The following is a 22,364-nucleotide window of genomic DNA, read 5'->3' on the forward strand; positions in this document are numbered from 1 at the left end:
AATTATTTAATGAATATAACATAACCTTTAAGATATTTTGTTTCGGACATCTGAGGCAAAACCGGATGGTCGTATGAACAGTTTACAAAATCAATAATTTGAATTCTCCTCCCTGCTTCAGCTGCTGACTTTACAAGAATATCTTCGAAGTGAGATTCTGAGATATGATGCGAGCAACTGTAGGTCATAAGGATTGAATTCTTATGGAGAAGCCTCATAGCTTTATAGTTCAATTCAAAGTAACCTTTTAAGGCAGAAGGTACATTCTTCTTCGATTTTGTAAACGAGGGCGGGTCGAGTACGATAAGATTGTATTTTGACTTCGACTGAAATACAATATCAAAGTACTTATTCACATCTTCGCAAATGAAGTTAATCCCATCAAACCCATTAAGATTTGCGTTTCTGACAGCCTGCCCGATAGCGTGCTTCGATGAATCTACAGCAGTAATTTTCTTACATCCTGCATAAGCCGCATTAAGTGCGAATCCGCCGTCGCTACAAAAAAGGTCGAGTACTTCAGAATTCTCAGTAACAAACTGCCTTATTTTTAATCTATTAAAAGCCTGGTCGAGATAAAATCCAGTCTTTTGACCTTTTAAGATATTAATTGAATATTTTATCCCGTCTATTTCTACGGTAAAATCGTCAACATTTGAGGCGCTTTCAGCGAAAAGCACTCCTTCCTGTTTTTCAAGACCCTCAAGAACTCTAAGTTCATTATCATTTTTTTCATAAATTGCAGCAGCTTTGAAATCATCCTTCAGAATGGAAACAACATCCTCTTTAAAATTTTCCATTCCTTTAGAGAATATCTGGATTGAATAAATATTTTCAAATTTGTCTATAATAAGTCCGGGAAGGAAATCGGATTCGCTGTTGCATAGCCTGAAAGTTTTCCTTTCCGGATGAACTTTAAGTCTGTGCTGTTCGGCAGTTTTAATTCTTTTTCTTAAAAAGTTTATATCAATATCTTCATCTGCATCTGTTAAATGCCTGTAAGCTATTAGGGAATGCTTATTATAAAATCCTCTGCCTAAAAATCTTGCATTGTTCGAATATATTTCTGCTACGCATCCGTCGATGATTTCTCCATCGATTTTTTCAATTTCATTTGAGAATATCCACTGGTGTCCGATCTTCAGACGTCTTTCTTCATTTTTCTTCAGATAGATTTTCATTCTTCGCACCTCATTATTCTTTTTTTAATTAATTCATTATCAATCATATTCATGCATTTAAAATGTGCCTTCGGACATTTACTTCTGCCTATGTGAGAACAAGGTCTGCATTTTAGTCCGAGAATTTCAAAGACTTCAGTTGTAGCAAGCTGAGGGAAAAAACCAAACTCTCTAACAGTACTACCGAAAGTAACAAATGTCTTTTTCCCGAGAGCTTCTGCAAGATGGAAAACTCCGCTGTCATTACATACGACAAATTGTGCGTCTTTAAGGACGCCGGCAAGTTCCGAGTAACTGAGCTTACCGCAAAGGTTAATAGAATTTTTTAAATTCTGCACAAGGTATCCGCATATTTCTTTATCGGTATGATTATTATCGCCTGTTAATACAAACTTAATATTTGCATCTTTCAAAATATCAACATAAAATTCTTTAGGAAATCTTTTTGTGAAATGCTTTGACGACGGAGAAAGTACGGCATACTTTCCCGAGACATAATCTGTAACCGAAAGTTTCTGGGCGGAATTTGAAAATTCTGTTTTAGCGGTACTATTAAATTCTTTTAGAGCGTTAAGATATTTTCTGTAAACCGGAATCGGCTCTTGAAGAAGGTTTATTTTAGTGTAAACGAGCAAATGCTTCTTCCATGTCTCTTTTCTTACATTGAAAACTTTTCTGTTTGAAGGAATGATACGACTGCTTTTAAAGTTAGCCTGAAGGTCAAAAACAACATCGTAATTATTCTTATTAAGATTATCTTTCAGGTTGTCGCTGAAAGAGATTATATTGTCAACGAATTTATGCAGTCGAACGAGTTCAGAATACTGTTCTTTCACAAGATAATCAATCTGTGTATCCGGGTATAGTCTTCTCAGTTCATTAAGAAAAGGAAAAGTCAGAACTATATCTCCGAAAGAAGAAAGTCTGATAACGAGTATTTTTTTAACATCAATCAAAACAGTCTTGGCTGGTCTGTCTTTATCATGTTTTCGGTTGAAATAACCTGATGCGAAAATTTATTAATCTCTACGGTATTGAATAGTTCATTAATAAAACCAAAGCCGTATTTGTTGAGGAAATATGAAATATTAATGCTTCTTTCCTGCGGTTTTCCGTTCGGATATACACCGTTAATGACGGCTGTCAGTTTAGAACCCGTAGAATCATTTTGTTTGATCTGAGATTCTTCAAACTTCTTTTTGCTCACGGCAAGGTTTTCCAGAAATTTATCGTATTTGTTTTTCAGGTTGGTAGTTAGGTTTTTATCGATGTTGTTCAGCTTTAGGCTGTAAGTGTACATAATTGCATTAAGGTCATCTTCAAAATTACCGAAAAGATCCTGAATATTGATCTCACTAAATTTCCCGAGTAATTTTCTTGTTACTTTTTCTTCATCAAAAAGTTCTTCAAAACCTAAATCGAACTTTTCGAGAAAAGTTTCTATCCTTTTTTCCAGAATTGTTATTGAAGTTCTTGGATAAACAACGGGTACTTCCATGTCGAAAAAGTTATAAACATCTCTGAACTGTGCAAAGTAAGCAACTTCAGAAGGTCCGCCTATATAAGCAACAGTCGGGAGGAGATAGTCCTGACAAACGGGTCTCAGTATTACATTAGGACTGAAATTCTCGGGATTGGTATATAGGAGATGAAAGAATTCATCTTTCCCGTATTTCTGACGAGTGTGCCTCAAAGAAAACATACCTTCTTTAACTTCGACAAGATGCCTGCTATTATTGTGTGTGTAAAATATGTTTATTGACCTTGGTTTAACCTGTGGTTCATAATCTTTGCTTTCAAGCCTTGCGGAAGTATCAACAATCCTTTCACATGTTTGCGGAAAAGTATTAAGCTCTTTCTCAAAAACCGGAATCATCATCTTTTTAAGTTCTTTATCGGTGGGGTTGCAGAAAATAATGCCTTTATCACCGCAAATGTAATTAAAGAACCTTGCGAATGCGGTAATTAGGTCAATACCTTCTTTGTAAGATCTGTTTATGAAATCAAAAAGTGTCTCCGTGAATTCTGTCTGTAAAAGCGAAATCCTTAAAATCTGCTTAAATTCTTCAATATAGTTATCAAGTACTATACGACCTGTTGGAGTAAGGTATCTTTCTTTTTCGATACCTTTTTCAAAATAGCTGATGTTTCTGACAGAGTTTGAAGAGTCTAAAACATTAATGTTGTTAATTTCAAGAAAATCATGGTCGTCTGCCTCGAGCCAAAACACGGGCACAAATTTATAATCAGTATATTTAGCTGAAAGTGAACGTGATAACTGCACTGCATTTAAAGCTTTTATGATTGTGTATAAATTACCTGTAAGCAAACCAATTTGCTGTCCTGTAACGACAGCAAAGGTATTTTCTTCTTTCAGAAATTCAATATTCAGGAATGTTGATTCACCGGAATTAAAGAATTTATTCTGAATTTTAAGAATTTCAGCAAGTTCAATTCTGCTAATTCTTTCATTGTTATAACTTTCTTTTCTGGAATTTATGGAATTAATGATACCCTGACCGTCGGGAGAAAAGGAGAAAAACTGCGAAACCTTATCGAATTTATTCAAATAATCGATGAACAAGTCATTAAAACCGTTCAGACTTGTGTAAGGTATATTCAATTTGATTTGCATTACACTTAGTATATTTAATTGTTAACTTTAGAGGTTGAAGTTAGTCATAATAAGATTAATTTGTTATGATTTAATTTGGAACTTAAAACGATAGAAAAAGTATAAAATTAATAAAATAAAACAAATTATGAGAACAAAAATCATTCTGGCAGTAATAATACCGATATTGTTTGCATCGCTTTCTTATGCACAATATATTACACCGGGAACCGGAAAAAACTGGACACTGGATAGTCTTGTTGCAAATTCAGGAGGTGTTGTAACGTATAGCAGCGGTTCATATTTATTCAACAATACTGTAACACTTAATCATTCAGACACATTAAAGATACTGAATAATTCAACTGTAAAAGTAGCGGGAACGATTTTATTCACGATTCATGGTACGCTGATAATAAATCCACCTGACTCTGTTAAGTTTACGGCAATTGACACAACGAGCAAGTATATGGGATTCAGGCTTGACTCACTCTCAGACGCATCTGTTATGAAGCGATTAATATTTGAACATGCGAATTCTATTTACTTTTTTAACAGTGATGCACTACTTGACAGTTCAATAATTAGATACAATACTTATTCGGGTTCCGGTTCACGCAGCGGAGCAATTTATCTTTACCGTTCAAATCCTGTTATTTCTAACTGTACGATATTCGGAAGTTACCGTTCAGCAATCGGCTCCGGTTCCAATGTTGCTTCATCACCAACGATAATAAATAATTTAATCTACGGCAATGACGTGACGAATGGAAATTATCCACAAATAAATTTAGGAGCAGGAGGTACACAACCGGTAATTATCAGAAACAATCAAATATTAAGGGCATCCACAAATTCGGGAGCAATGGGATTCCTACCTATCGGAGGTATACCTTCTCTGATTATTGAAAATAATGTAATTAAGAACAACAGATTCGGTATTGGAATACTCGCCGGTGGAATTAACGCATACATTAACAATAACATAATTGACAGCTGCAATACGCAGGGGAATCCTGCACTTGGCGGCAGTGGTATTAACTTTGCGGGTGGTTGGACGACATCGAGCGTGATTGTGACAAGAAATACTGTCAGAGGAAATCTATGGGGAGTTACGATTCAAAATACAGCTAAGCCTAATTTAGGAGACCTTACATCTTCGGATACTACAGATATAGGATTAAACAATATATATGGAAATGGTAACAGCGGTAAAATTTACGACGTGTACAACAACACTCCTGATACCATAAAAGCAGAGAATAATTACTGGGGAACCGATAATATAGATACTGTTGAAGCACACATTTTTCATAAAGCGGACAGTTCAACATTAGGTTATGTTGATTTTCTTCCGATTAAGACTTTAACAGGAATTGTAAGTAATCCGGTAAAAGTTGATACATACGAATTTATGAACATCTATCCTAATCCATTTAATCCAGAAGTACTAATAAAATTCAGGATTAAGGCAGACGGTTATACGCGTATCCGAGTCTATGACCTGCTTGGAAGAGAGGTTTATGTGATTGCGAATGAATACCTGAGAGCCGGGGAATATGAAAGGAACTGGCTATCGAAGGGATTACCGAGCAGTGTTTATGTAGTAAGACTAGAAACACAGACCGGTAACATTGCGAAACGTGTTGCGATAGTGAAATAAGAAATTGTAATATATTCAGATAAAGGAAAGCCGTTCGGATTGAACGGCTTTTTTGTTTCAGCATTGCATAAACTTTTTATAAACCGGCTTCTTTAGTAACCCAAATATTTTCATCTTTTTTATAATTTCTAACGTACATCAAATAATTTTCTGCACTTCTTCTTATCTTTTCAATCTCTTCAGGTCTGAGGTCTCTGACAATTTTTCCGGGAACTCCTGCGACGAGTACTCCTTCAGGAACCTGAAAATGCTCTTTAACGAGTGTACCTGCAGCAATAAAAGAGTTTTCTCCAATAACACAATCGTCAAGGAGTTTTGCACCCAGACCTATTAGAACATGGTCTTTTACTGTGCAACCATGTATAATTGCTCCGTGTCCGATAGTAACGTCGTTTCCGATTACCAACGGATATTTTTTGTACGTATTATGGAGAATTGCTCCGTCCTGAATATTAGTCCTTTCCCCTACTCGAATGTAGTTTACATCGCCTCTTACGACAGCATTGTACCAGACGCTGACGTCTTTTTTCAGCACTACATCACCGACTATTATTGCTCCTTCGCAGATATAAACCGATTCATGAATATTGGGATGAATCCCCATGTATTGTAAAATCATTTTGTATTAATTTATATTTATTAAAAATCTTCGCGGAGTTATACCCGTTTCAAACTGTTTCAACAGAACGCCGTTTGCTCCGTAAACATACATGCTTCCGGACGATATGAAATTCTTTGCGTCAGCCAGGAAATGTTTTCCGTTCATATAATCAAAAACATAACCGTAGATAAAAGAGTTTACCTCCGGTTTTGTTATTATTTTTGAAAATTGCTTTGTATCCATGTTAAGTCTAATAATATCTCCGTCATAACCTATGAAGAACACATCGTTAGAATTCCTGTCAACACTAAAATCTTTTGAGAAACCAAAAGGGGAAAATAAAGTATCTACAAGAGTGTAATTTATAGTTTCGAATACATATATTTTCCCGGCAGCACTCCATGAAGAAACGATTAGCATGCTGCCGTTAGTAACTGCGAGTGATGAAGGGTCTCTATCAACTTTTAGAGTATTCACCAATATATCATTTCCTGCGTCAATGATTGAGACAGTCGAATCAGAAACACCGCCATATGCGCTTGTATTACAAACAAAGACTTTGTTGTTATAACTTATAATTTCCTGAGGATATGCCCCTACCGATATCTCCTTTATTACATTCAATGATACCGGGTCAATAATCAGGACTTTCGATGAAGGACCGTTAGTTATGTAAATTTTATTGTTAGCTAAACAAAGTGAATAAGGATTAACACCTATTGACTGTTGAGACAAAATAGTTGCGTTAATGTCTGCTTTGTATATTTTACCCGCTGAGCCAAAATTTCCCTGTTCTGTTAAGTACAGATTGTTATTGTATTTAATCATACCGTCAGGGTAGGCACCGAGATTGTACGGATTAACGACATTAACATAGAATGAATCATTTGAATAATCGTAGTATGAAAGTTTAGATGAACCTGCCGAGTATGACCCCTCGCTAAGCAGGAAAATACCTTCAGATGTTTTGATTACAGGATTAACGGCAATGTCATTACTGCATGAAATATGCAACATTGACAGAATAAATAAAAAGATATATAAAGTATTCTTCATGTATAAATTTTCTGTAGTTTTAAATTAAAATTCAATACCCAGACGAGCGGGTATTCCTTTGTCAAAATAATGTTTCACCTTTCTCATTTCAGTAATCAAGTCAGCTTTTTCTTCGAGTCCTTCCCATAGTTTATGTCCTGTCATTATAAGTTCGAATCTTTTATTTTTCTTATAAAGAGTAATTAGCTGTTCAATTTCTTCCTTTTCGAGAAGATTGTATGCAACTGTTGCTATTGCTTCATCGAGGATAAGGACGTCCTGCTCGCCGTTCACTATCAATTGCTTAGCAATTTCAAGTCCCCGCTTTGCTTCCTCGAAATCTTTCTCCTCATTTTTAAATCTAAATGTGCCGTCGCTGTTCATTCTTTCACACCCTGTTGGATAAATATCAATATTGTAACCGATTTCTTGAAGTTTACGAAATACGTTACGCTCAGCATAATGTTCATTCTCACCATCATATCCTTTATCAAACTGAACCAATGCAACCTTCTTACCAGCACCAAGCGCTCTGATAGCAAGTCCAATAGTGCTTGTTGTTTTTCCTTTACCGTATCCATAGTAAATGTGCAAACAATTCTTATCCTCTTCAGAAAGATTCTTGTAACCTTCTATAGTATTAAGCATTTTTTCCTTTAATTTTTTCCCTCCGGAATCTGTTTCCATAATTAATATTTTAATTTTATTAAAAATCTGAAATTTCTCAGGGGCATCGGATAACCCGAGATTACCTGATAGTTTTCGTTTGTAATATTATTAACCTCAAGCTTTAGTAATGTATTTATTTTACCGATATGCAGTTTATAATAAATATTGCCATCCAGAATAAAGTCCGGGTTCATCAAATTTCTGTTTTCAACGTCTGAATACCTATTTCCAATAAAAACACTTCCCGCCCCAAAGCCAAAATCTTTAATATCGAAGTTTAAATTTAACTTAAACATATTATTAGCTATATAAATAAGCTGTTTACCATATGTTAAATCACCTTGATAATCCATATTGTTTTTTATAGATGAATTATAAGTGTAATTAAGATTAAGCATAACGGATGAAGATTTTGAAATAATATAATCTGAATTAAGAGTCAGACTAATGATATTGGACAATGAATTACCGACATTTTCAGGAGTCCAGTAAACAGAGTTTCCAGGTTTCCAGAGAATCTTATCGGCTGCATTAATGTGTGTATATGTGAATTCAAATGTGTTATTTGAGAACAATCTGAACACCGTTAAAAATCCAGCCTCAAAGCTTATGGATTTTTCAGGTAATAGATTAATATTCCCGCCTGTTTTCCAGTAGAGTTCATTAAACGATGGAGACCTGAACGAATTTCCAGCTGATGATTTAAGAATCAGAATATCGTTCTTAAAAGGTTTATAATTCAAACCAATTTTAGCAGTGAGAACCTGTCTATCAATATCTGATATGCTTTCAAATCTTGCCGAAGGAAATATCACAAAATTCTCTAAAATCCTGGTCTCATTGGAAATAAATAAAGCCGAAGTATTCCTTTGTTTGTTTCCGGCGAGCTGATCGCTTTCAATTGAAGACGCTGAATATTCGCCTCCAAGCAGAAGTTTATATACAGAGTTGTTTATAAGATAGTGTGCTGATGCGGAATAAATTAAGTTTTTATAATAGTTTGTACTATTCGGGTAAGGACTAAAATTTATTAGATTGTTTTGAAAATTTAATGAAGCATTAAAAAGGTTCTTACCCTTCTTTTCAAAGTTAACGATTGTATTCCAGTTTTTATCTTTTTGATTTGCATTAGATGGGTCGGACCCTGTTTCTATACCGGGCAGAAATCTATCGGCAGTATTGTAATAAGAAACTAATGATAATTTTGAGCTGCTGTTATCATAAGTATAATCAAGAAAAAGATTGTCTCTGTCATACGAATTGTTATACCTGGTTTTAAGCTCGTTTTCTTTACCGTTGAAGTAATAATATTCAAAATCATCTTTTGAACTTTCATTTGAGTATAGTATTTTGAAACTTGAATATTTTAATCGCCCTGATAAGCTCAAGTTGTATTTTGCATAACCATAAGAACCAAAGTCAACACCTAATTCAGTATTAAATGAATTTTTATGAGTTATACTTCCAGAAGAAATAGTCTTTATGTTTATAACACCGCTTAATGCGTCACTACCGTATGAGGCACTGCTTCCTGACGGAATTATTTCAATGCTTTCAATAAATTCCTTAGGAAGAAGGGATATATCGAACTGTGCGTTCTGAGTCGAGTTCAGCCTTACACCGTTTAATAGAATCAAAGTATGCTCTGCACTTAATCCGTTAATTGATACAGTTTTCAATGATGAGTTTCCGCCATATGATTTAACGTACACATTATTAGCATTCTTTAAAACGTCCGAAAGCTGGGAGCCATTTATCTTATCGATTGACTCTCTGTCGATAAACTGCACACTAAAAGGAGAGTTTTCTCTCAAAATAGGTAATCGATTAGCACTGACGTTAATTAGAGGTGTTATGCAAAATGATGAATCAAAATCGGTTTGAGCATTCACACCGGAAACTAACGACATAAGTAACAATATTTTAAGTAATAGTTTATACATTTAACTCTATAAATTTTGCGGTAAGTGAGTATGCAGGTATGAAATAACTCCGTGAGTTAAATGATATCCCAATTCTTTCCACCGCAGAATTTGAACTAAAGATTATATCGGCAGGTCTCCTGACTTCAAAGCAATTTCTGTTTACCTTCCCATCCTAAAACAGAACAGTGGTTAAGCAAAACAGTCTTCTTTGTAACAGTTGCGTGGACAGTTCCGGTATCACACCGAATTCCCTATTATTGCATCAGCAACCGAATAACCTATTAAAAAGAACTTTTAATTTAATATATTAAAATTTAAAATAATCTTTTTGTTCTTAACAATCAATTGTCTTTCTTTTACACCAGAGAGTTTAAACATCTTTCGTGAAGCTTTTACTGAATCAGAATCTTTATATTTATCAGATAGGAAAACGACTTCTTTTATTCCGGACTGAATAATAAGCTTTGCACATTCATTGCATGGGAAGAGGTCTACATAAATTCTTGCTCCATGAAGGTCTTTTGTCGAATTAAGTATTGCATTCGCTTCAGCATGAACAACGTATGGATATTTTGTTTGATTCTGATTTTCGGCTTGTCTATCCCATGGAAGATTATCGTCGGAACATCCTATCGGAAAACCATTATAACCAATACCTACTACTTTATTTTCCCCATTAACAATACATGCTCCAACCTGAGTACTCGGGTCTTTGCTTCGTTTTGCCGACAGCATAGCAATACCCATAAAATATTCGTCCCAGCTTATATAGTCATCTCTTTTCATAAGTAGTTAGAAAGATTTTGGTTTAATTCATCTAACGTTAAATTATTAAATACAGTAAAGTCTGCAAAAGCAATCGGACCGCCTTTATCCAGTTTTTCTATCTCGCCGAAATCCCTTGATATTGCTTCCTCGTATGTGAGCGGTCTGAAAGGTCTTTCTTTAAGTCTTTCGTAACGCAATGATTTAGTAGTGAAAATATTAAGTAGTTTGAATGCATTTCCAAATTCACTGCTGAGAATTTTAAACTCTTCCCATGAATAAAGACTTTCGACAACAACGTTTGATTCTTTGATAAAAGTTTTAATTTTATCAATACTCTTTAATGCCATTACACCCATACCGAATTCTTTTCTAAGATCTTCCCTTACTATACGTTCATTCACTTCATTAATATCCAGTTCTCTTCTTTTCAGTTCATCAATGACAACTTCTCCAAAATATACCTTTTTATATCCGTTCTTCTCGAAATACTTAACAGCCTCACTTTTTCCGGATCCGCACATACCGATTACTGCGACAATTTTTTTCATTCTATTTCAGAAATTGTTTTGAAGTAGTTAAACCAGTCTCAGTTATATCAAACGTTATCGAATCTTCTTTTGGATTATAATACTTTTGAATAAGTAAATACTTCTCCGCGGTTCCTTCGTAGTATTTAATCAGATAGAGTGAAGAGGATATTTTATCGATAGTTACTTTTGAAGCAGAAGATACTTTTGGATATACGGACTCGCTCAGGAATGACTCAAGTTCAACTTCAGATTCGTCGTTCAGAATGCTCTGAGCCAGAACAGCACCGAACGATTCAGCGGGAGTAAGCGAAGTTGTATCGTTCTCCTCCATCTCCTGCTGTAATACTTTTTCATTCTGTTCTTTAATTTCTTTTTCTTTTCCGCAGCCCATAACAATCACAGAAAAAATCAGAAAAGAAATAACCGAAAGCTTTATCATTTAATAACTCCCATTTCCCTGCCTATCTGTCCGAAGACGTCAAGAATCCTGTTCAAGTGCTTTTCTTCGTGAGTAGCCATATAAGAAGTTCTAAGCATAGAAAGGTTCTGCGGAACTCCGGGTGGTACAAATGCATTCACAAACACACCTGCATCGTAAAGTTTTCTCCAGAATTGGAAAGTCAGCAGGTCATTTCCAAGAATCACCGGTACTATAGGAGTGACACCTTCGAGGACATGGAATCCTAAACCTTTAAGACCTTCTCTCATCTTCTTTCCATTAGCCCTTAGTTTATCAACTCTTTGAGGTTCTTCTATTAGTATCTCAAGAGCTGCAATTGCAGCTGCTACCGATGATGGGGTTGGTGAAGCTGAGAAAATAAGCGCAGTCGAATGATGTTTAAGGAAATTAATTACCCTTTCTTCACCGGCAACAAACCCGCCGAGGGATGCAAGAGTCTTTGAGAATGTACCCATGATAAGGTCAACTTCATCGTCAAGTCCAAATTCAGAAGCGGTACCTCTGCCTCCCTTTCCAATTACGCCTAAGGAATGAGCGTCGTCAACCATTATTCTTGCGTTGTATTTCTTGCAAAGTGTAACAATTTCAGGCAGCTCTACAACAGTACCAGACGTAGAAAAAACTCCATCTGTAGCAATAAGCTTTCCCGCTTCTACTGGGACTGATTTTAATACTCTTTCGAGGTCGTTTAAGTCTCCATGCTTGTATCGAACAAGGTCAGCAAGAAGTCCTTTAGCCATTAATGTTCCTGCTACGATGCTTGCATGATTGTCTTTATCAGAAATAATATATTCACCTTTATTCACGAGTGTAGGAATTATTCCCTGAGCAGTTTGATAGCCTGTTGAGTACAGCAGGCAGGCTTCCTTTTTCAGGAATCTTGCCAGCTTTTCTTCAAGTTCTATATGAAGGTCAAGAGTACCGGTAAGGTATCTTGAACCGGAACAACCTGTTCCATATTTTATAAGTGCTTCCTGGGCTGCTTTAACAACCCTTGGATGCGTTGTAAGTCCGTGATAATTATTAGAGCCAGCCATAATAGTTTCACGTCCTTCGAGTTTCACTACGGGACCCTCATTTTGCTCAATTGGTCTGAAATATGGGTAAAAACCCGCAGCTTTAACCTCATCCGCTCTAGTAAATGTATAGCATTTTGTGAATAAATTGTTCATTTATCTATATATTAAGGTTGATACTTTCAGAAAATTTTTAACATAGAAAATACATATTAATATTAATAACTTCTATGACAAAATTAAATTATAAAATACTAATGAAAGCATTCGTAACAGGCGCAACGGGATTTGTCGGAAGTCATTTAGTTGATTTATTGCTGGAAAAAGGCATTGAAGTTGCATGTTTAAGGAGAAAAACCTCCTCAGTTAAGTGGCTTGAAGGTAAAAATGTAAATTTTATTGAGGGTGACTTATATTCAAACGAAGCACTCGAAAAAGCTGTAAAAGATGTTGATTATGTGTTTCATGTAGCCGGAATTGTAAAAGCAAAGAGCAAAGAAGGATTTGAAAGAGGAAATAATCTCGCAACCAAAAATCTGGTAGAAATTACTGCAAGAGTTAATCCAAGACTCAAAAAATTTGTATATGTGAGCTCTCTGGCAGTCTGCGGTCCTAATCTTGGTACAGAGCCATTAACCGAAGACCTAATTCCAAAACCTATAACAACTTATGGAAGGACCAAAAGAGAGGCAGAAAAAGAAGTACTAAAATTCCGGGATAAAATACCGGTTGTGATAGTAAGACCCCCGGCGATTTACGGACCGCGTGACACGGAAATACTCGTATACTTCAAAACGTTTGCAGGAGGACTGAACAGTATAATCGGTTTCAATGATAAATATTTAAGCCTGCTTCACGTAACGGATGTTGTTATGGGAATTTATCTTGCAGGAATTAAGGAAACAAAGAGCGGTGACGTTTTTTTCATATCATCAGATATAGAATATAACTGGGACGATATCGGAAAAGCTGCATCCAAAGCTATGAATAAAAAAGCCATAAAGCTCAGAATACCGCATTTTCTGGTATTTACAGTAGGTGCAATTACAGAATTCTTTTATAAGTTTTCGAAATCAGCTCCCACACTGAACCTCGAAAAGTGTCTTGATATAACCCGGGAAGGATGGTTTTCTTCAAACGCAAAAGCAAAGAGAATACTCGGATTCCGGGAATCTTTCACACTCGAGGAAGGATTCAAAGATACGTATGAATGGTATAAACATCAGGGATGGCTTAAGTAATACAATATTATTTAAATTAAACTTAACGAGATAAAATTTGAAATATATAATAAGGAATATAGTCGGAAAAACCTTGAAGGAATTGAATTATTCTCTCGTGGACTTTAGCATTGACTATCCGAAGAACAAGAAATTTGGAGACTTTTCAGCAAATGTTGCATTGGTTCTATCAAAAGAATTGAAAAAGAATCCGAGAGACATAGCGAATGAACTACTCCCTTTGCTTGAGAAGGAAGCAGTATTTTCTAAAGTGGAAATAGGAGGTGCCGGTTTCATAAACTTTTTCGTATCTGATGACTTTTATGATGAACTTGTAAGAAAAGTTATCATTGAAAAGGAATCATTCGGCAGGATATCAATTAATGAGGGCAAAACAGCAAACCTTGAATGGGTAAGTGCTAATCCTACAGGTCCGCTTCATGCCGGTCACGGAAGGCAGGTTTGTTTGGGAAAAGCTATAGCAAACCTTCTCGGATGGACGGGATACAAAGTCACGAGAGAATATTATTATAACGACGCGGGAAACCAAATGAACAACCTTGCAAAGTCAGTTTATTCACGATATATGCAGATATTTCAGCCTGATTTTCCTTTTCCCAATGATGGATATGCGGGCGATTACATAAATGATATTGCTGAAACGATTTACAAAGAGAAATCGGAAACATTAAAGGATTCTGATGACCTTAATTATTTCAAGAGTAAAGCGGAAGAAGCAAATTTTGCAAGGATTAAAAATACTCTCGCAAAGTTTAACATAAAACATGATATATACTTCAGTGAAACAGACCTTTATAAAAACGGCGATATAAAAAATCTGTTAATGCTTTTTAAGGATAAGGGAGTCAGCCGAGAAGAACAAGGGGCGACATGGCTGATAATGGATAAAGATAAATTCCAAAAAGACAAAGTAATAGTAAAAGCTACAGGAGAGCCAACCTACAGACTTCCAGACATTGCATACCATATCAATAAAATCAAGAGAGGTTTTGATTTAATAGTAGATATTTTCGGCTCGGATCACGGCGATACTTATAAAGAAGTTTTATACGGAATTCAGGTTGCAGGTTTTAACACTGATAACATAAAGGTCATAATACATCAGATGGTAACATTCAAAATGGGAGAAGAGTCAGTAAAGATGAGCAAACGAAGCGATAGAGTTTATTACCTCGACGACCTGATAGAAGACGTTGGTGTTGATGCAACTCAACTTTTCTTTGTTATGCGCTCTGCAAACACGCATCTGGACTTTGATATAGAGCTTGCTAAAGATAAGTCGGACAAAAATCCGGTTTATTATCTACAGTATGCACATGCACGTATTTGCGGAATATTCCGCAATGCTGAAGAAAACATATCCGGATTTAGTAGTGACTATCTTAAAAAAGAATATTCACATACCGAACCAGAAGCATTCGAATTGATTAAAGCACTTGCGAAGTTTCCTGAGGAAATACTGAGTGCTTATGAAGGAATGGAACCTCATAAGCTAATCTACTATCTGAATACTGTCGCAGAATTATTTCATAAATTTTATCACAATAACCGCGTCGTTAATCCTGATGATTTGCATACGACGTACTCACGTCTTCAGGTTTGTTTCATAACTAAACAAGTTCTTCAAAACGGATTTGCTGTAATAGGAATATCTGCACCCGAAAGGATGTAGAGATTATAATAATTATTAAACAAAAAAGGCAGTATCTTCGGAATACTGCCTTTTATAATTCTCAAAGAATATTTATTTCTTCTTTTCTTCTTTCTTAGGCTCTTCCTTCTTCACCTCTTTCTTAGGTTCTTCTTTCTTTACTTCTTCTGTTCCTTCTGTCTTAGGTTTTCTTACTTTTTTCTTCCAGGTCATTTTGTTGAACTTGTCTTTCATAGCATTCCATTTTGTAAGCTGGTCTTTTGTTAAGACTGTGTTCATATCCTTATCGACACCGGCTTGTAGTTTTGCTACCTCGTCTGCATAAGCTTTTTTATCGAGCTTCTTTACCTTAAGGTCTTCTACTTTCATTTCGTAGTTTAAATAAACCGGATAAACCTTGTTGTACTGCTCAACGGTTAAATTGAGTTTCTTATACAGATAATCTGATTTCATTCCGGCTCTGTCTCCGGGAAAGCTGACTGCAAAAGCTGAACCGAAGAATCCAACTATAATTGCAATTACTAATAACGCTTTAATTCTTGACATAAAGTTTTTAAATTTTTAATGTTATAAAATAGTTAATAACGGTGCAAATATGAATATTTATTTATAAAAAGTAAATATCATTTTTTAGACACCCCTGTCTATTATTTCAGACTGTTTAATTTGTTTCCTTTTTGTTATATCTTCAAAATTTATTAATAGTTATTTTATCACAAACAAAATTTACCGAATGCTTGATACTTTTATTTCAGAACCATTCCTTGGATTTAGCGAAAAAGCTTTGGACTTTTTTTCTAAACTAAAGAAAAAGAAGTACAATAATAAGAAATGGTTTGACGCCAACAGACACATTTATGAAGATGAAGTTAAATTACCGATGCGTTCTTTGCTTGATACGCTTACTCCGGAATTGAAAAAATATGACGAAAGGATTGTCATTTCATATAAATCAATTTTCAGGATTAACCGGGACATCAGGTTTAAGAGAGACAAGACACCTTACAAAAGCCATTACGGTGCTTCTTTAACATATGATAAAATTAAGACTCCTGAGGTACCGCAATTTTATTTCCACATTTCATCGGATGAGTTTCTTTTTGCTTCAGGACAATACAGTTCTGAAACAGCTTTAATTAAAAAAATGAGAAAAAGAATCTTTCAGGATAAAGATTTATTTCTTTCGATTATAAATGAAAAGAACTTTTTCAAACATTTCGGACAGATAAACGGTGATAAACTAAAAAATATACCTTCTGAATATAAAGGAAAGAATACCGAAGGAATCACTGACTACCTGAAAATGAAGCAATTCTACGTTTTCAGAAATTACAGTCCTGAGACAGCACTTTCAAGTGATCTTGCAGACAGAATTTTAGAAAATATAAAAATCACAGGCGAATTCAATAAATTCCTGTATGATTCACTATAAACCAAATTAGAAAGGAACAAAATATGGAAGAACCAAAGGTATTTCAGAAATCACCAATCATAAAAGATGAAAAAGTCGGGACTTATTACTGGTGTTCATGCGGCCGATCAAATAATCAGCCCTACTGTAATGGATCACACAAAGGAACGACATTTTCCCCGATAAAAGTGGATATTACCGAGGATAGAAAAGTTGCATGGTGCGCATGCAAGAACACAAAAAACAGTCCATTCTGCGACGGAACACATAAAATTTTATGACATGAAAAATTTGAATATAAACGGGCTCGCGGTTAAAGATTCGGATAACGGGAAAATTCCTCTTTTATTTGTCCATGCATTTCCCCTCAGTTTAAAGATGTGGGAAAATCAGGTTTCAACATTCGGTACTGATTACAGGGTTGTAACTTATGACATAAGGGGTCTCGGTAAAAGTTCACAGAATGACAATCAATTCATGATGGAAACCTACGCTGATGATTTAATCAATCTAATAAATGTACTTAAACTCGAAAAAGTGAACGCTGCAGGGCTGTCTATGGGAGGATACATAATTCAAAGAGCTTTATTAAAAAATCCCGAATTGTTTAAAACAGTTATTCTTGCCGATACACGTCTGGAAAGGGATTCAAATGATGGACTATCTTCACGAGCTACCGCAATACAGAGAATCAAAACAGGAAAGCGACAAGAATTCCTTGAAACATTTACTAAAAATCTTGTATCAAGCGAAAACTTCAAGAACAAAGAGTTAATGTCGAAAATTTATTCTATTATTGAAGATAATAATGATGAAGGAATCTGTGGTGCTCTTCTCGCACTCGCTACTCGATCCGATAATGTAGGAGCGTTTAAAAACTGCAATATGCCCGCTCTTGTAATAGTTGGTGAGCATGATGTCCTGACTCCAATAGAAGCAGGTATAAAAATTAAAGAGGAATTCAGAAATTCTGAAATGCATGTGATAAAAGATTCAGGTCATTTGAGCAACATGGAAAATCCTGTGGAATTTAATAGATCTCTTAAAGGTTTTCTTGAAAAGCACAATGAATAATACAATAGATTGAGAAGCATAAATGTACTTGGAGTGAATGTGAATGACTACGGAGGAAAAGGAGCACCTCTCCTTTTCGTCCACAGTTTTCCTTTATCGAGCAAGATGTGGGATGAACAAGTCGCATATTTCACTGATAAATTCAGGGTTATTACTTACGATACAAGAGGACTTGGCAAGAGCAGCTCGAATGACAATGTCTTTTCGATGGAAAAGCTTGTTAATGACTTTTTCCATATTATAAACAGACTGAAGCTATCCAAAGTAAATGCTGTCGGTCTTTCTATGGGTGGTTATACGCTCCTAAGAGCAGTTTTAAAAGACGCCGATAGATTTCATTCGATAACTCTGGTAAACACAAAAGCAGATAAAGATGAAGACGAAGAAATATTAAAAAGGTCTTCACAGATTATTAAGATTAAATCGGGCGGCAGAGTTGCTTATCTGAATAAACTTATACCAAATCTAATTCCGGAGAACAAGAAAGAAATATCGGAAAAGGTTAAGGAAATTATCAGGAATAATACTAACGAAGGCATTTGCGGCAACCTTCTTGCACTCTCAACGAGAATTAAAACACTTAATCTGGTTAATAAAATAGATGTATCTGTTCTTATGATATCGGGTACAGAGGATAGAATAAATTCTTCGGATCAAATGGATATGCTTTTCTCAAAATTTTGCGATAACAGGAATAAAAGTACATTTACCACACTATTGAAGATGACAAACAGCGGGCATTTGTGCAATATGGAGAATCCTTATGAGTTTAATAAAATTCTCGAATGGTTTCTTAATGGGATTGAAATTAATTCTTAAATAGGATATATTTTTGCATACATGGCGGGTATAGCTCAGTTGGTAGAGCGTCAGATTGTGGCTCTGAATGTCACGGGTTCGAGCCCCGTTATTCGCCCTCTTCACTCCTTTAGCATTTCTTTAAAATAGTGGGAACTTTTTTAGTTTCTCAATATTTCTTTAATTATTCTTTATTTAATTTTTCGGGAACTTTTATTTTTTAGATTTTCACTTGATTATGTAAACCGAAATAATTAGTTTATCTATCTATGGCGAGAAAGAAAGAAAATAGCAAGAATAAAAAAGCAAATGTACTTCCGCCAAAAGACGAACGATTAGCAGATTACGACGAAGAGAATGAAAATGAAAGTCAGGAAGAGGAAGAATCTGGAATTGAGGGATATCTTAGCGAGGAAGAAGTAGAAGAGCTTAAACGGGAATTTGAAAAAGAAGCATTACCGCACATCGGTATATTGTATAACTATGCTTTTAAAATGACCGGAAGCCAGGATGATGCCAACGACCTGTTACAGGAGACCTATCTGCGAGCATACCGTTTTTTCCATAAATTCGAAAAAGGAACCAATTGTAAAGCATGGTTGTTTCGTATTATGAAAAATTTGTTCATTAACAATTACAGGAAGATTCAGAAAACTCCAGGTCAGGTTGATTACGATGAAATTGAGAATTTCTTTGAGACGATAAAATCAGATCGGCTTGATTCAGCAGACCTTCAAGAGAAAGTATTTAACAACCTTTTGGATGATGAAGTCACGAGAGCGCTTAACACTTTGCAGGATGACTTTAAGACAGTCATTATACTTTGTGACCTTGAAGGACTCAGCTATGAAGAAATTGCCGACTTTGTTCAGTGCCCCATTGGTACAGTACGCAGCCGTCTACACCGGGCAAGAAAACTACTTGCTCAAAAACTTTACAACTATGCTAAAACCAGAGGCTACGACGTAGAGAACGCCGTAGTTTGATACTTCCTTCTTCAAATTATTTAATGATTACACAATACGGAGAAAATAACGTTGATTATACACTTATAACTGCATTCATAGACAATGAATGCAGTATTGATGAGAAAGAATTTGTAATAAGGCATATTGAGTCTGATTCAAATTTCCGTATGCATTATGAGTTTGAAAAAGGATTCACGGCATACTATAGAAAACACTTCAGAAAATCGCAGCCCTCAGAAGACATTATCAAGAAAATAAAGAATAACATCGATTCGGAAACCAAAAGACGCAAAGAACTTATCAAGAAAAACAAGGATCATAAATTCACAGTTTACTTTTATCTTTACCCTGTTGCAGCCGCACTTGTTCTTTTCCTCGGTTATTATATTTATAATTCTCTTTATACGCATGATTCAGACTTTGTTCATCTGTCTCATGATTTATTTTCTAAATACGAGAATAATGAGATACAACTGCAGCATGTCAATTCAAACGCATTGGAACTACAGAAAATACTGAGCGGTTCAGCCGGATTCAGTGTTTTCGTACCCGAATTAAAAGATGCTGTATTAATTGGAGGTACAGTTAATGAACTTAACGATGAAAAGGTCGTCCATTTCATTCACCGTAAAAATGACAAGCTGATATATACGATGCAAATGAACAGAAAAGATTTAATGGATGATGACAAACTCGTTCTCCACAAGAATCACAGACAGGAAATTGCAGACGGTCATAACTGGATTGAATGCGAGAAAAATAATAACGATTGTACTGTTATTTGGTTTAGAAATGGAGTAATTTGCTCGAGTGTATCAAAACTCGATGCGAAAGAAATAGCATTTGTCTTAACTAATTATAAATAAATTAATGAAAATCTTAAATCTAATTACTGTAATTGCAATTCTGTTTGTGATTTCTTCATGCGGTAAAAAAGAAGAAGCACCAAAAACAGAGCAAAAGAAGACAGAAACAACACAACAGCAGAATACATCTTCCAATACTTCTGCTTCATCATCTCAGATATTCAAGATTTCGGCAGTTGAGGAATCAAAATCTGAAAAATTACTTCCAAATGTAACCTGGGATGAAAACGGCAAAAAGGTAACACTTGCAGACCAAAAAGGGAAAGTACTCTTAATAAATTTTTGGGCTACATGGTGCGCTCCTTGCAAAAAGGAAATGCCGGATTTATCTTTAATAAACACAGAATTAAAGGATAAGGATTTCAAGATGTACGGAATAAACGTATTCTTTAAAGGTTCGCCGACGATTGAGACCGTACTGCAGCAGATTCCTGTATCTTATCCTATTCTCGACGGGAACGATGAAGTCGTTGCCGCATTTGAAAAAGCGATGGGCTCAAAAATGGAAGGAGTGCCAACAACATTGATAATTGACAAAAACGGGAAGATAGTAGATACAATGGTCGGTATGAGAGATAAAGAAACATTCATGTCATCAATTAAAAAGTATTTATAAATACAATTATAGTTTTCCGCAAAACCCTCTATACAAGAGGGTTTTTTATTGGATATTAACGATTTAATTTGCTATTTTTGGTAATTAATCTATAAATGAAATATAAGGTAGGTATACTCGGTTCAACCGGGTCGATAGGCCAAAATTCCCTGGAAGTTATAAAGAACCTGCGAAAAGAAGGATTTGATTTTGAAGTTGTTTTCATTAGCGGAAACAGCAGCATATCAATTCTTAAAAAGCAAGCCGATGAGTTCAAGCCGAAAACAGTTTTTATTAATAACGAATCTTCTTTTAAGGAAGCGAAAACATCGGGTGTTTTTAATGGCACAGAACTTCTAAACGGCGAAAAAGCATTAAACGAACTCGCAGGCAGGGATAATTACAATATACTTATAAATTCATTTGTCGGATTTGCGGGTACTTTGCCTACTATTGCTGCAATTAAAGCAGGAAAGAAAATAGCTCTTGCTAACAAAGAAACTATGGTTGTAGCTGGCAAGCTTATTAATGAACTATGCGCATTATACCACTCAGAAATAATTCCAATTGACAGCGAGCATTCAGCAATTCTTCAATGTTTGATGGGCGAGAAAATGGAAAACGTGAAGAAGATTATACTTACTGCTTCGGGAGGACCGTTCAGAGGTTATAACATAAACCGTCTTAAAGATGTGACCGTTTCACAGGCTTTAAAGCATCCAAACTGGAACATGGGGAATAAAATCACAATCGATTCAGCAACAATGATGAATAAAGGGCTTGAACTGATTGAAGCAAAATGGCTCTTCAAAGTCAGCCCCGAGATTCTGGACGTTGTAATTCATCCTCAGTCTATTATTCACTCAATGATAGAGTTTCACGATACATCAATAAAATCCCAGCTGGGGATTCCGGATATGAAAGTGCCTATTCAGTTTGCACTGACTTATCCGGAGAGAATAAAAACGGGATATCCTTCTTTAGATTTAACAAAAGTAAAAAGAATGGACTTTGAAAGTGTTGATTTAGAGAGTTTCAAATGCCTCAAGCTTGCATACGATGTGATGAAACTTGAAGGGACATATCCTGCTGTTCTGAATGCTGCAAACGAAATTGCCGTTGACCTATACCTTAAGGAGAAGATAAAATTTACGCATATTGCTGATATAATAGATGATTCTTTATCAAAACATAAGTCTGTTGATACATTGAGTATAGAAGATATTATTGAAGCAGATGCACACACAAGGAAGAATTTAGCAGCAAAATATTATTAAATTTTTATCAACTTTTAATTG

Annotated in this window: 23 protein-coding genes, 1 tRNA gene and 1 riboswitch; of the genes, 12 read left to right on the forward strand and 12 right to left on the reverse strand. The window is 35.4% G+C overall.

Features of this window, described 5'->3' with window-relative positions:
* Nucleotides 1–2 precede the first annotated feature (2 nt).
* From WC644_05255 to bshC, 3 genes are read right to left on the reverse strand one after another with little or no spacing between them, the layout of a single operon-like run.
* The gene (locus tag WC644_05255; GenBank protein MFA5011343.1) at nucleotides 3–1,181 is read right to left on the reverse strand and encodes a class I SAM-dependent rRNA methyltransferase; all 1,179 of its coding nucleotides are present in this window, start codon (nucleotides 1,179–1,181) and stop codon (nucleotides 3–5) included.
* Entirely contained in the window at nucleotides 1,178–2,137 is a 960-nt protein-coding gene (locus WC644_05260; protein MFA5011344.1) for a glycosyltransferase family 9 protein, read from the reverse strand. The genes WC644_05255 and WC644_05260 overlap by 4 nt, the downstream gene beginning before the upstream one ends.
* Nucleotides 2,134–3,804, reverse strand: coding sequence for a bacillithiol biosynthesis cysteine-adding enzyme BshC (gene bshC, locus WC644_05265; GenBank protein MFA5011345.1), 1,671 nt, complete (start codon nucleotides 3,802–3,804; stop codon nucleotides 2,134–2,136). The genes WC644_05260 and bshC overlap by 4 nt, the downstream gene beginning before the upstream one ends.
* 139 nt (nucleotides 3,805–3,943) lie before the next feature.
* On the opposite strand from bshC, the gene WC644_05270 reads away from it, so the two are divergent.
* Complete coding sequence (locus WC644_05270) at nucleotides 3,944–5,458, forward strand: T9SS type A sorting domain-containing protein (protein MFA5011346.1); 1,515 nt, start codon at nucleotides 3,944–3,946, stop codon at nucleotides 5,456–5,458.
* A 76-nt stretch (nucleotides 5,459–5,534) separates the two neighbouring features.
* Here WC644_05270 and WC644_05275 read toward each other — a convergent pair whose 3' ends face one another.
* The 8 genes from WC644_05275 to WC644_05310 form a co-directional block, all read right to left on the reverse strand.
* Nucleotides 5,535–6,077, reverse strand: a complete 543-nt coding sequence (locus WC644_05275; protein MFA5011347.1) for a gamma carbonic anhydrase family protein — start codon at nucleotides 6,075–6,077, stop codon at nucleotides 5,535–5,537.
* A gap of 6 nt (nucleotides 6,078–6,083) precedes the next feature.
* On the reverse strand, nucleotides 6,084–7,115 hold the full coding sequence (locus tag WC644_05280; GenBank protein ID MFA5011348.1) for a hypothetical protein: 1,032 nt from the start codon (nucleotides 7,113–7,115) through the stop codon (nucleotides 6,084–6,086).
* Between the two features lie 24 nt (nucleotides 7,116–7,139).
* A complete protein-coding gene (locus tag WC644_05285) occupies nucleotides 7,140–7,781 on the reverse strand; it encodes a cob(I)yrinic acid a,c-diamide adenosyltransferase (protein ID MFA5011349.1) in 642 nt (213 codons plus the stop codon).
* A gap of 2 nt (nucleotides 7,782–7,783) precedes the next feature.
* On the reverse strand, nucleotides 7,784–9,673 hold the full coding sequence (locus WC644_05290; GenBank protein ID MFA5011350.1) for a TonB-dependent receptor plug domain-containing protein: 1,890 nt from the start codon (nucleotides 9,671–9,673) through the stop codon (nucleotides 7,784–7,786).
* Between the two features lie 124 nt (nucleotides 9,674–9,797).
* Nucleotides 9,798–9,977, reverse strand: a riboswitch (cobalamin riboswitch).
* A gap of 5 nt (nucleotides 9,978–9,982) precedes the next feature.
* A complete protein-coding gene (locus WC644_05295) occupies nucleotides 9,983–10,474 on the reverse strand; it encodes a dCMP deaminase family protein (GenBank protein ID MFA5011351.1) in 492 nt (163 codons plus the stop codon).
* Entirely contained in the window at nucleotides 10,471–11,004 is a 534-nt protein-coding gene (locus tag WC644_05300; GenBank protein MFA5011352.1) for an AAA family ATPase, read from the reverse strand. Before WC644_05300 ends, WC644_05295 begins: the two co-directional genes overlap by 4 nt.
* Before the next feature lies 1 nt (nucleotide 11,005).
* The gene (locus WC644_05305; GenBank protein MFA5011353.1) at nucleotides 11,006–11,425 is read right to left on the reverse strand and encodes a hypothetical protein; all 420 of its coding nucleotides are present in this window, start codon (nucleotides 11,423–11,425) and stop codon (nucleotides 11,006–11,008) included.
* Nucleotides 11,422–12,618 carry an aminotransferase class I/II-fold pyridoxal phosphate-dependent enzyme gene (locus WC644_05310; protein MFA5011354.1) on the reverse strand — a complete coding sequence of 399 codons (1,197 nt, stop codon included), beginning with the start codon at nucleotides 12,616–12,618 and terminating at the stop codon, nucleotides 11,422–11,424. The genes WC644_05305 and WC644_05310 overlap by 4 nt, the downstream gene beginning before the upstream one ends.
* Nucleotides 12,619–12,692: 74 nt before the next feature.
* On the opposite strand from WC644_05310, the gene WC644_05315 reads away from it, so the two are divergent.
* Nucleotides 12,693–13,703, forward strand: a complete 1,011-nt coding sequence (locus WC644_05315) for an NAD-dependent epimerase/dehydratase family protein (protein ID MFA5011355.1) — start codon at nucleotides 12,693–12,695, stop codon at nucleotides 13,701–13,703.
* Nucleotides 13,704–13,740: 37 nt separating this feature from the next.
* The gene (argS, locus tag WC644_05320; protein MFA5011356.1) at nucleotides 13,741–15,375 is read left to right on the forward strand and encodes an arginine--tRNA ligase; all 1,635 of its coding nucleotides are present in this window, start codon (nucleotides 13,741–13,743) and stop codon (nucleotides 15,373–15,375) included.
* Nucleotides 15,376–15,447: 72 nt separating this feature from the next.
* On the opposite strand, the gene WC644_05325 is transcribed toward argS, so the two are convergent.
* A complete protein-coding gene (locus WC644_05325; protein ID MFA5011357.1) occupies nucleotides 15,448–15,900 on the reverse strand; it encodes a hypothetical protein in 453 nt (150 codons plus the stop codon).
* A 187-nt stretch (nucleotides 15,901–16,087) separates the two neighbouring features.
* Here WC644_05325 and WC644_05330 point away from each other — a divergent pair, with 187 nt between their 5' ends.
* From WC644_05330 to WC644_05370, 9 genes are all read left to right on the forward strand, one after another.
* Nucleotides 16,088–16,786, forward strand: coding sequence for a DUF2461 domain-containing protein (locus WC644_05330; GenBank protein MFA5011358.1), 699 nt, complete (start codon nucleotides 16,088–16,090; stop codon nucleotides 16,784–16,786).
* 23 nt (nucleotides 16,787–16,809) lie between these two features.
* Nucleotides 16,810–17,046 (forward strand): CDGSH iron-sulfur domain-containing protein, encoded by a 237-nt coding sequence (locus WC644_05335; GenBank protein ID MFA5011359.1) that lies wholly within the window; start codon nucleotides 16,810–16,812, stop codon nucleotides 17,044–17,046.
* A gap of 1 nt (nucleotide 17,047) precedes the next feature.
* Nucleotides 17,048–17,839: an alpha/beta hydrolase gene (locus WC644_05340; GenBank protein ID MFA5011360.1), complete on the forward strand. Its 792-nt coding sequence runs from the start codon at nucleotides 17,048–17,050 to the stop codon at nucleotides 17,837–17,839.
* 9 nt (nucleotides 17,840–17,848) lie between these two features.
* Nucleotides 17,849–18,658, forward strand: a complete 810-nt coding sequence (locus WC644_05345) for an alpha/beta hydrolase (protein ID MFA5011361.1) — start codon at nucleotides 17,849–17,851, stop codon at nucleotides 18,656–18,658.
* A gap of 24 nt (nucleotides 18,659–18,682) precedes the next feature.
* Nucleotides 18,683–18,755: transfer RNA gene (locus tag WC644_05350), tRNA-His, on the forward strand.
* A gap of 151 nt (nucleotides 18,756–18,906) precedes the next feature.
* Nucleotides 18,907–19,623, forward strand: a complete 717-nt coding sequence (locus WC644_05355) for a sigma-70 family RNA polymerase sigma factor (protein MFA5011362.1) — start codon at nucleotides 18,907–18,909, stop codon at nucleotides 19,621–19,623.
* Nucleotides 19,624–19,646: 23 nt separating this feature from the next.
* Nucleotides 19,647–20,471 (forward strand): hypothetical protein, encoded by an 825-nt coding sequence (locus tag WC644_05360; protein MFA5011363.1) that lies wholly within the window; start codon nucleotides 19,647–19,649, stop codon nucleotides 20,469–20,471.
* A gap of 4 nt (nucleotides 20,472–20,475) precedes the next feature.
* A complete protein-coding gene (locus WC644_05365) occupies nucleotides 20,476–21,087 on the forward strand; it encodes a TlpA disulfide reductase family protein (GenBank protein MFA5011364.1) in 612 nt (203 codons plus the stop codon).
* A gap of 95 nt (nucleotides 21,088–21,182) precedes the next feature.
* Nucleotides 21,183–22,343: a 1-deoxy-D-xylulose-5-phosphate reductoisomerase gene (locus WC644_05370; protein MFA5011365.1), complete on the forward strand. Its 1,161-nt coding sequence runs from the start codon at nucleotides 21,183–21,185 to the stop codon at nucleotides 22,341–22,343.
* The last annotated feature ends 21 nt before the right edge of the window (nucleotides 22,344–22,364 follow it).

This window comes from Ignavibacteria bacterium, assembly GCA_041649015.1.
In the GTDB taxonomy this organism is placed as follows: domain Bacteria; phylum Bacteroidota; class Ignavibacteria; order Tepidaquicellales; family Tepidaquicellaceae; genus CAIKZJ01.

Coding starts and splice junctions, on each gene's coding strand:
- WC644_05330 (MFA5011358.1), top strand. CDS start 16,088: ATGCTTGATACTTTTATTTCAGAACCATTCCTTGGATTTAGCGAAAAA.
- WC644_05290 (MFA5011350.1), bottom strand. CDS start 9,673: ATGTCGTTAGTTTCCGGTGTGAATGCTCAAACCGATTTTGATTCATCA.
- WC644_05360 (MFA5011363.1), top strand. CDS start 19,647: ATGATTACACAATACGGAGAAAATAACGTTGATTATACACTTATAACT.
- WC644_05310 (MFA5011354.1), bottom strand. CDS start 12,618: ATGAACAATTTATTCACAAAATGCTATACATTTACTAGAGCGGATGAG.
- WC644_05255 (MFA5011343.1), bottom strand. CDS start 1,181: ATGAAAATCTATCTGAAGAAAAATGAAGAAAGACGTCTGAAGATCGGA.
- WC644_05280 (MFA5011348.1), bottom strand. CDS start 7,115: ATGAAGAATACTTTATATATCTTTTTATTTATTCTGTCAATGTTGCAT.
- WC644_05370 (MFA5011365.1), top strand. CDS start 21,183: ATGAAATATAAGGTAGGTATACTCGGTTCAACCGGGTCGATAGGCCAA.
- WC644_05335 (MFA5011359.1), top strand. CDS start 16,810: ATGGAAGAACCAAAGGTATTTCAGAAATCACCAATCATAAAAGATGAA.
- WC644_05305 (MFA5011353.1), bottom strand. CDS start 11,425: ATGATAAAGCTTTCGGTTATTTCTTTTCTGATTTTTTCTGTGATTGTT.
- WC644_05365 (MFA5011364.1), top strand. CDS start 20,476: ATGAAAATCTTAAATCTAATTACTGTAATTGCAATTCTGTTTGTGATT.
- WC644_05325 (MFA5011357.1), bottom strand. CDS start 15,900: ATGTCAAGAATTAAAGCGTTATTAGTAATTGCAATTATAGTTGGATTC.
- WC644_05270 (MFA5011346.1), top strand. CDS start 3,944: ATGAGAACAAAAATCATTCTGGCAGTAATAATACCGATATTGTTTGCA.
- WC644_05285 (MFA5011349.1), bottom strand. CDS start 7,781: ATGGAAACAGATTCCGGAGGGAAAAAATTAAAGGAAAAAATGCTTAAT.
- WC644_05295 (MFA5011351.1), bottom strand. CDS start 10,474: ATGAAAAGAGATGACTATATAAGCTGGGACGAATATTTTATGGGTATT.
- WC644_05355 (MFA5011362.1), top strand. CDS start 18,907: ATGGCGAGAAAGAAAGAAAATAGCAAGAATAAAAAAGCAAATGTACTT.
- WC644_05340 (MFA5011360.1), top strand. CDS start 17,048: ATGAAAAATTTGAATATAAACGGGCTCGCGGTTAAAGATTCGGATAAC.
- WC644_05275 (MFA5011347.1), bottom strand. CDS start 6,077: ATGATTTTACAATACATGGGGATTCATCCCAATATTCATGAATCGGTT.
- WC644_05315 (MFA5011355.1), top strand. CDS start 12,693: ATGACAAAATTAAATTATAAAATACTAATGAAAGCATTCGTAACAGGC.
- WC644_05300 (MFA5011352.1), bottom strand. CDS start 11,004: ATGAAAAAAATTGTCGCAGTAATCGGTATGTGCGGATCCGGAAAAAGT.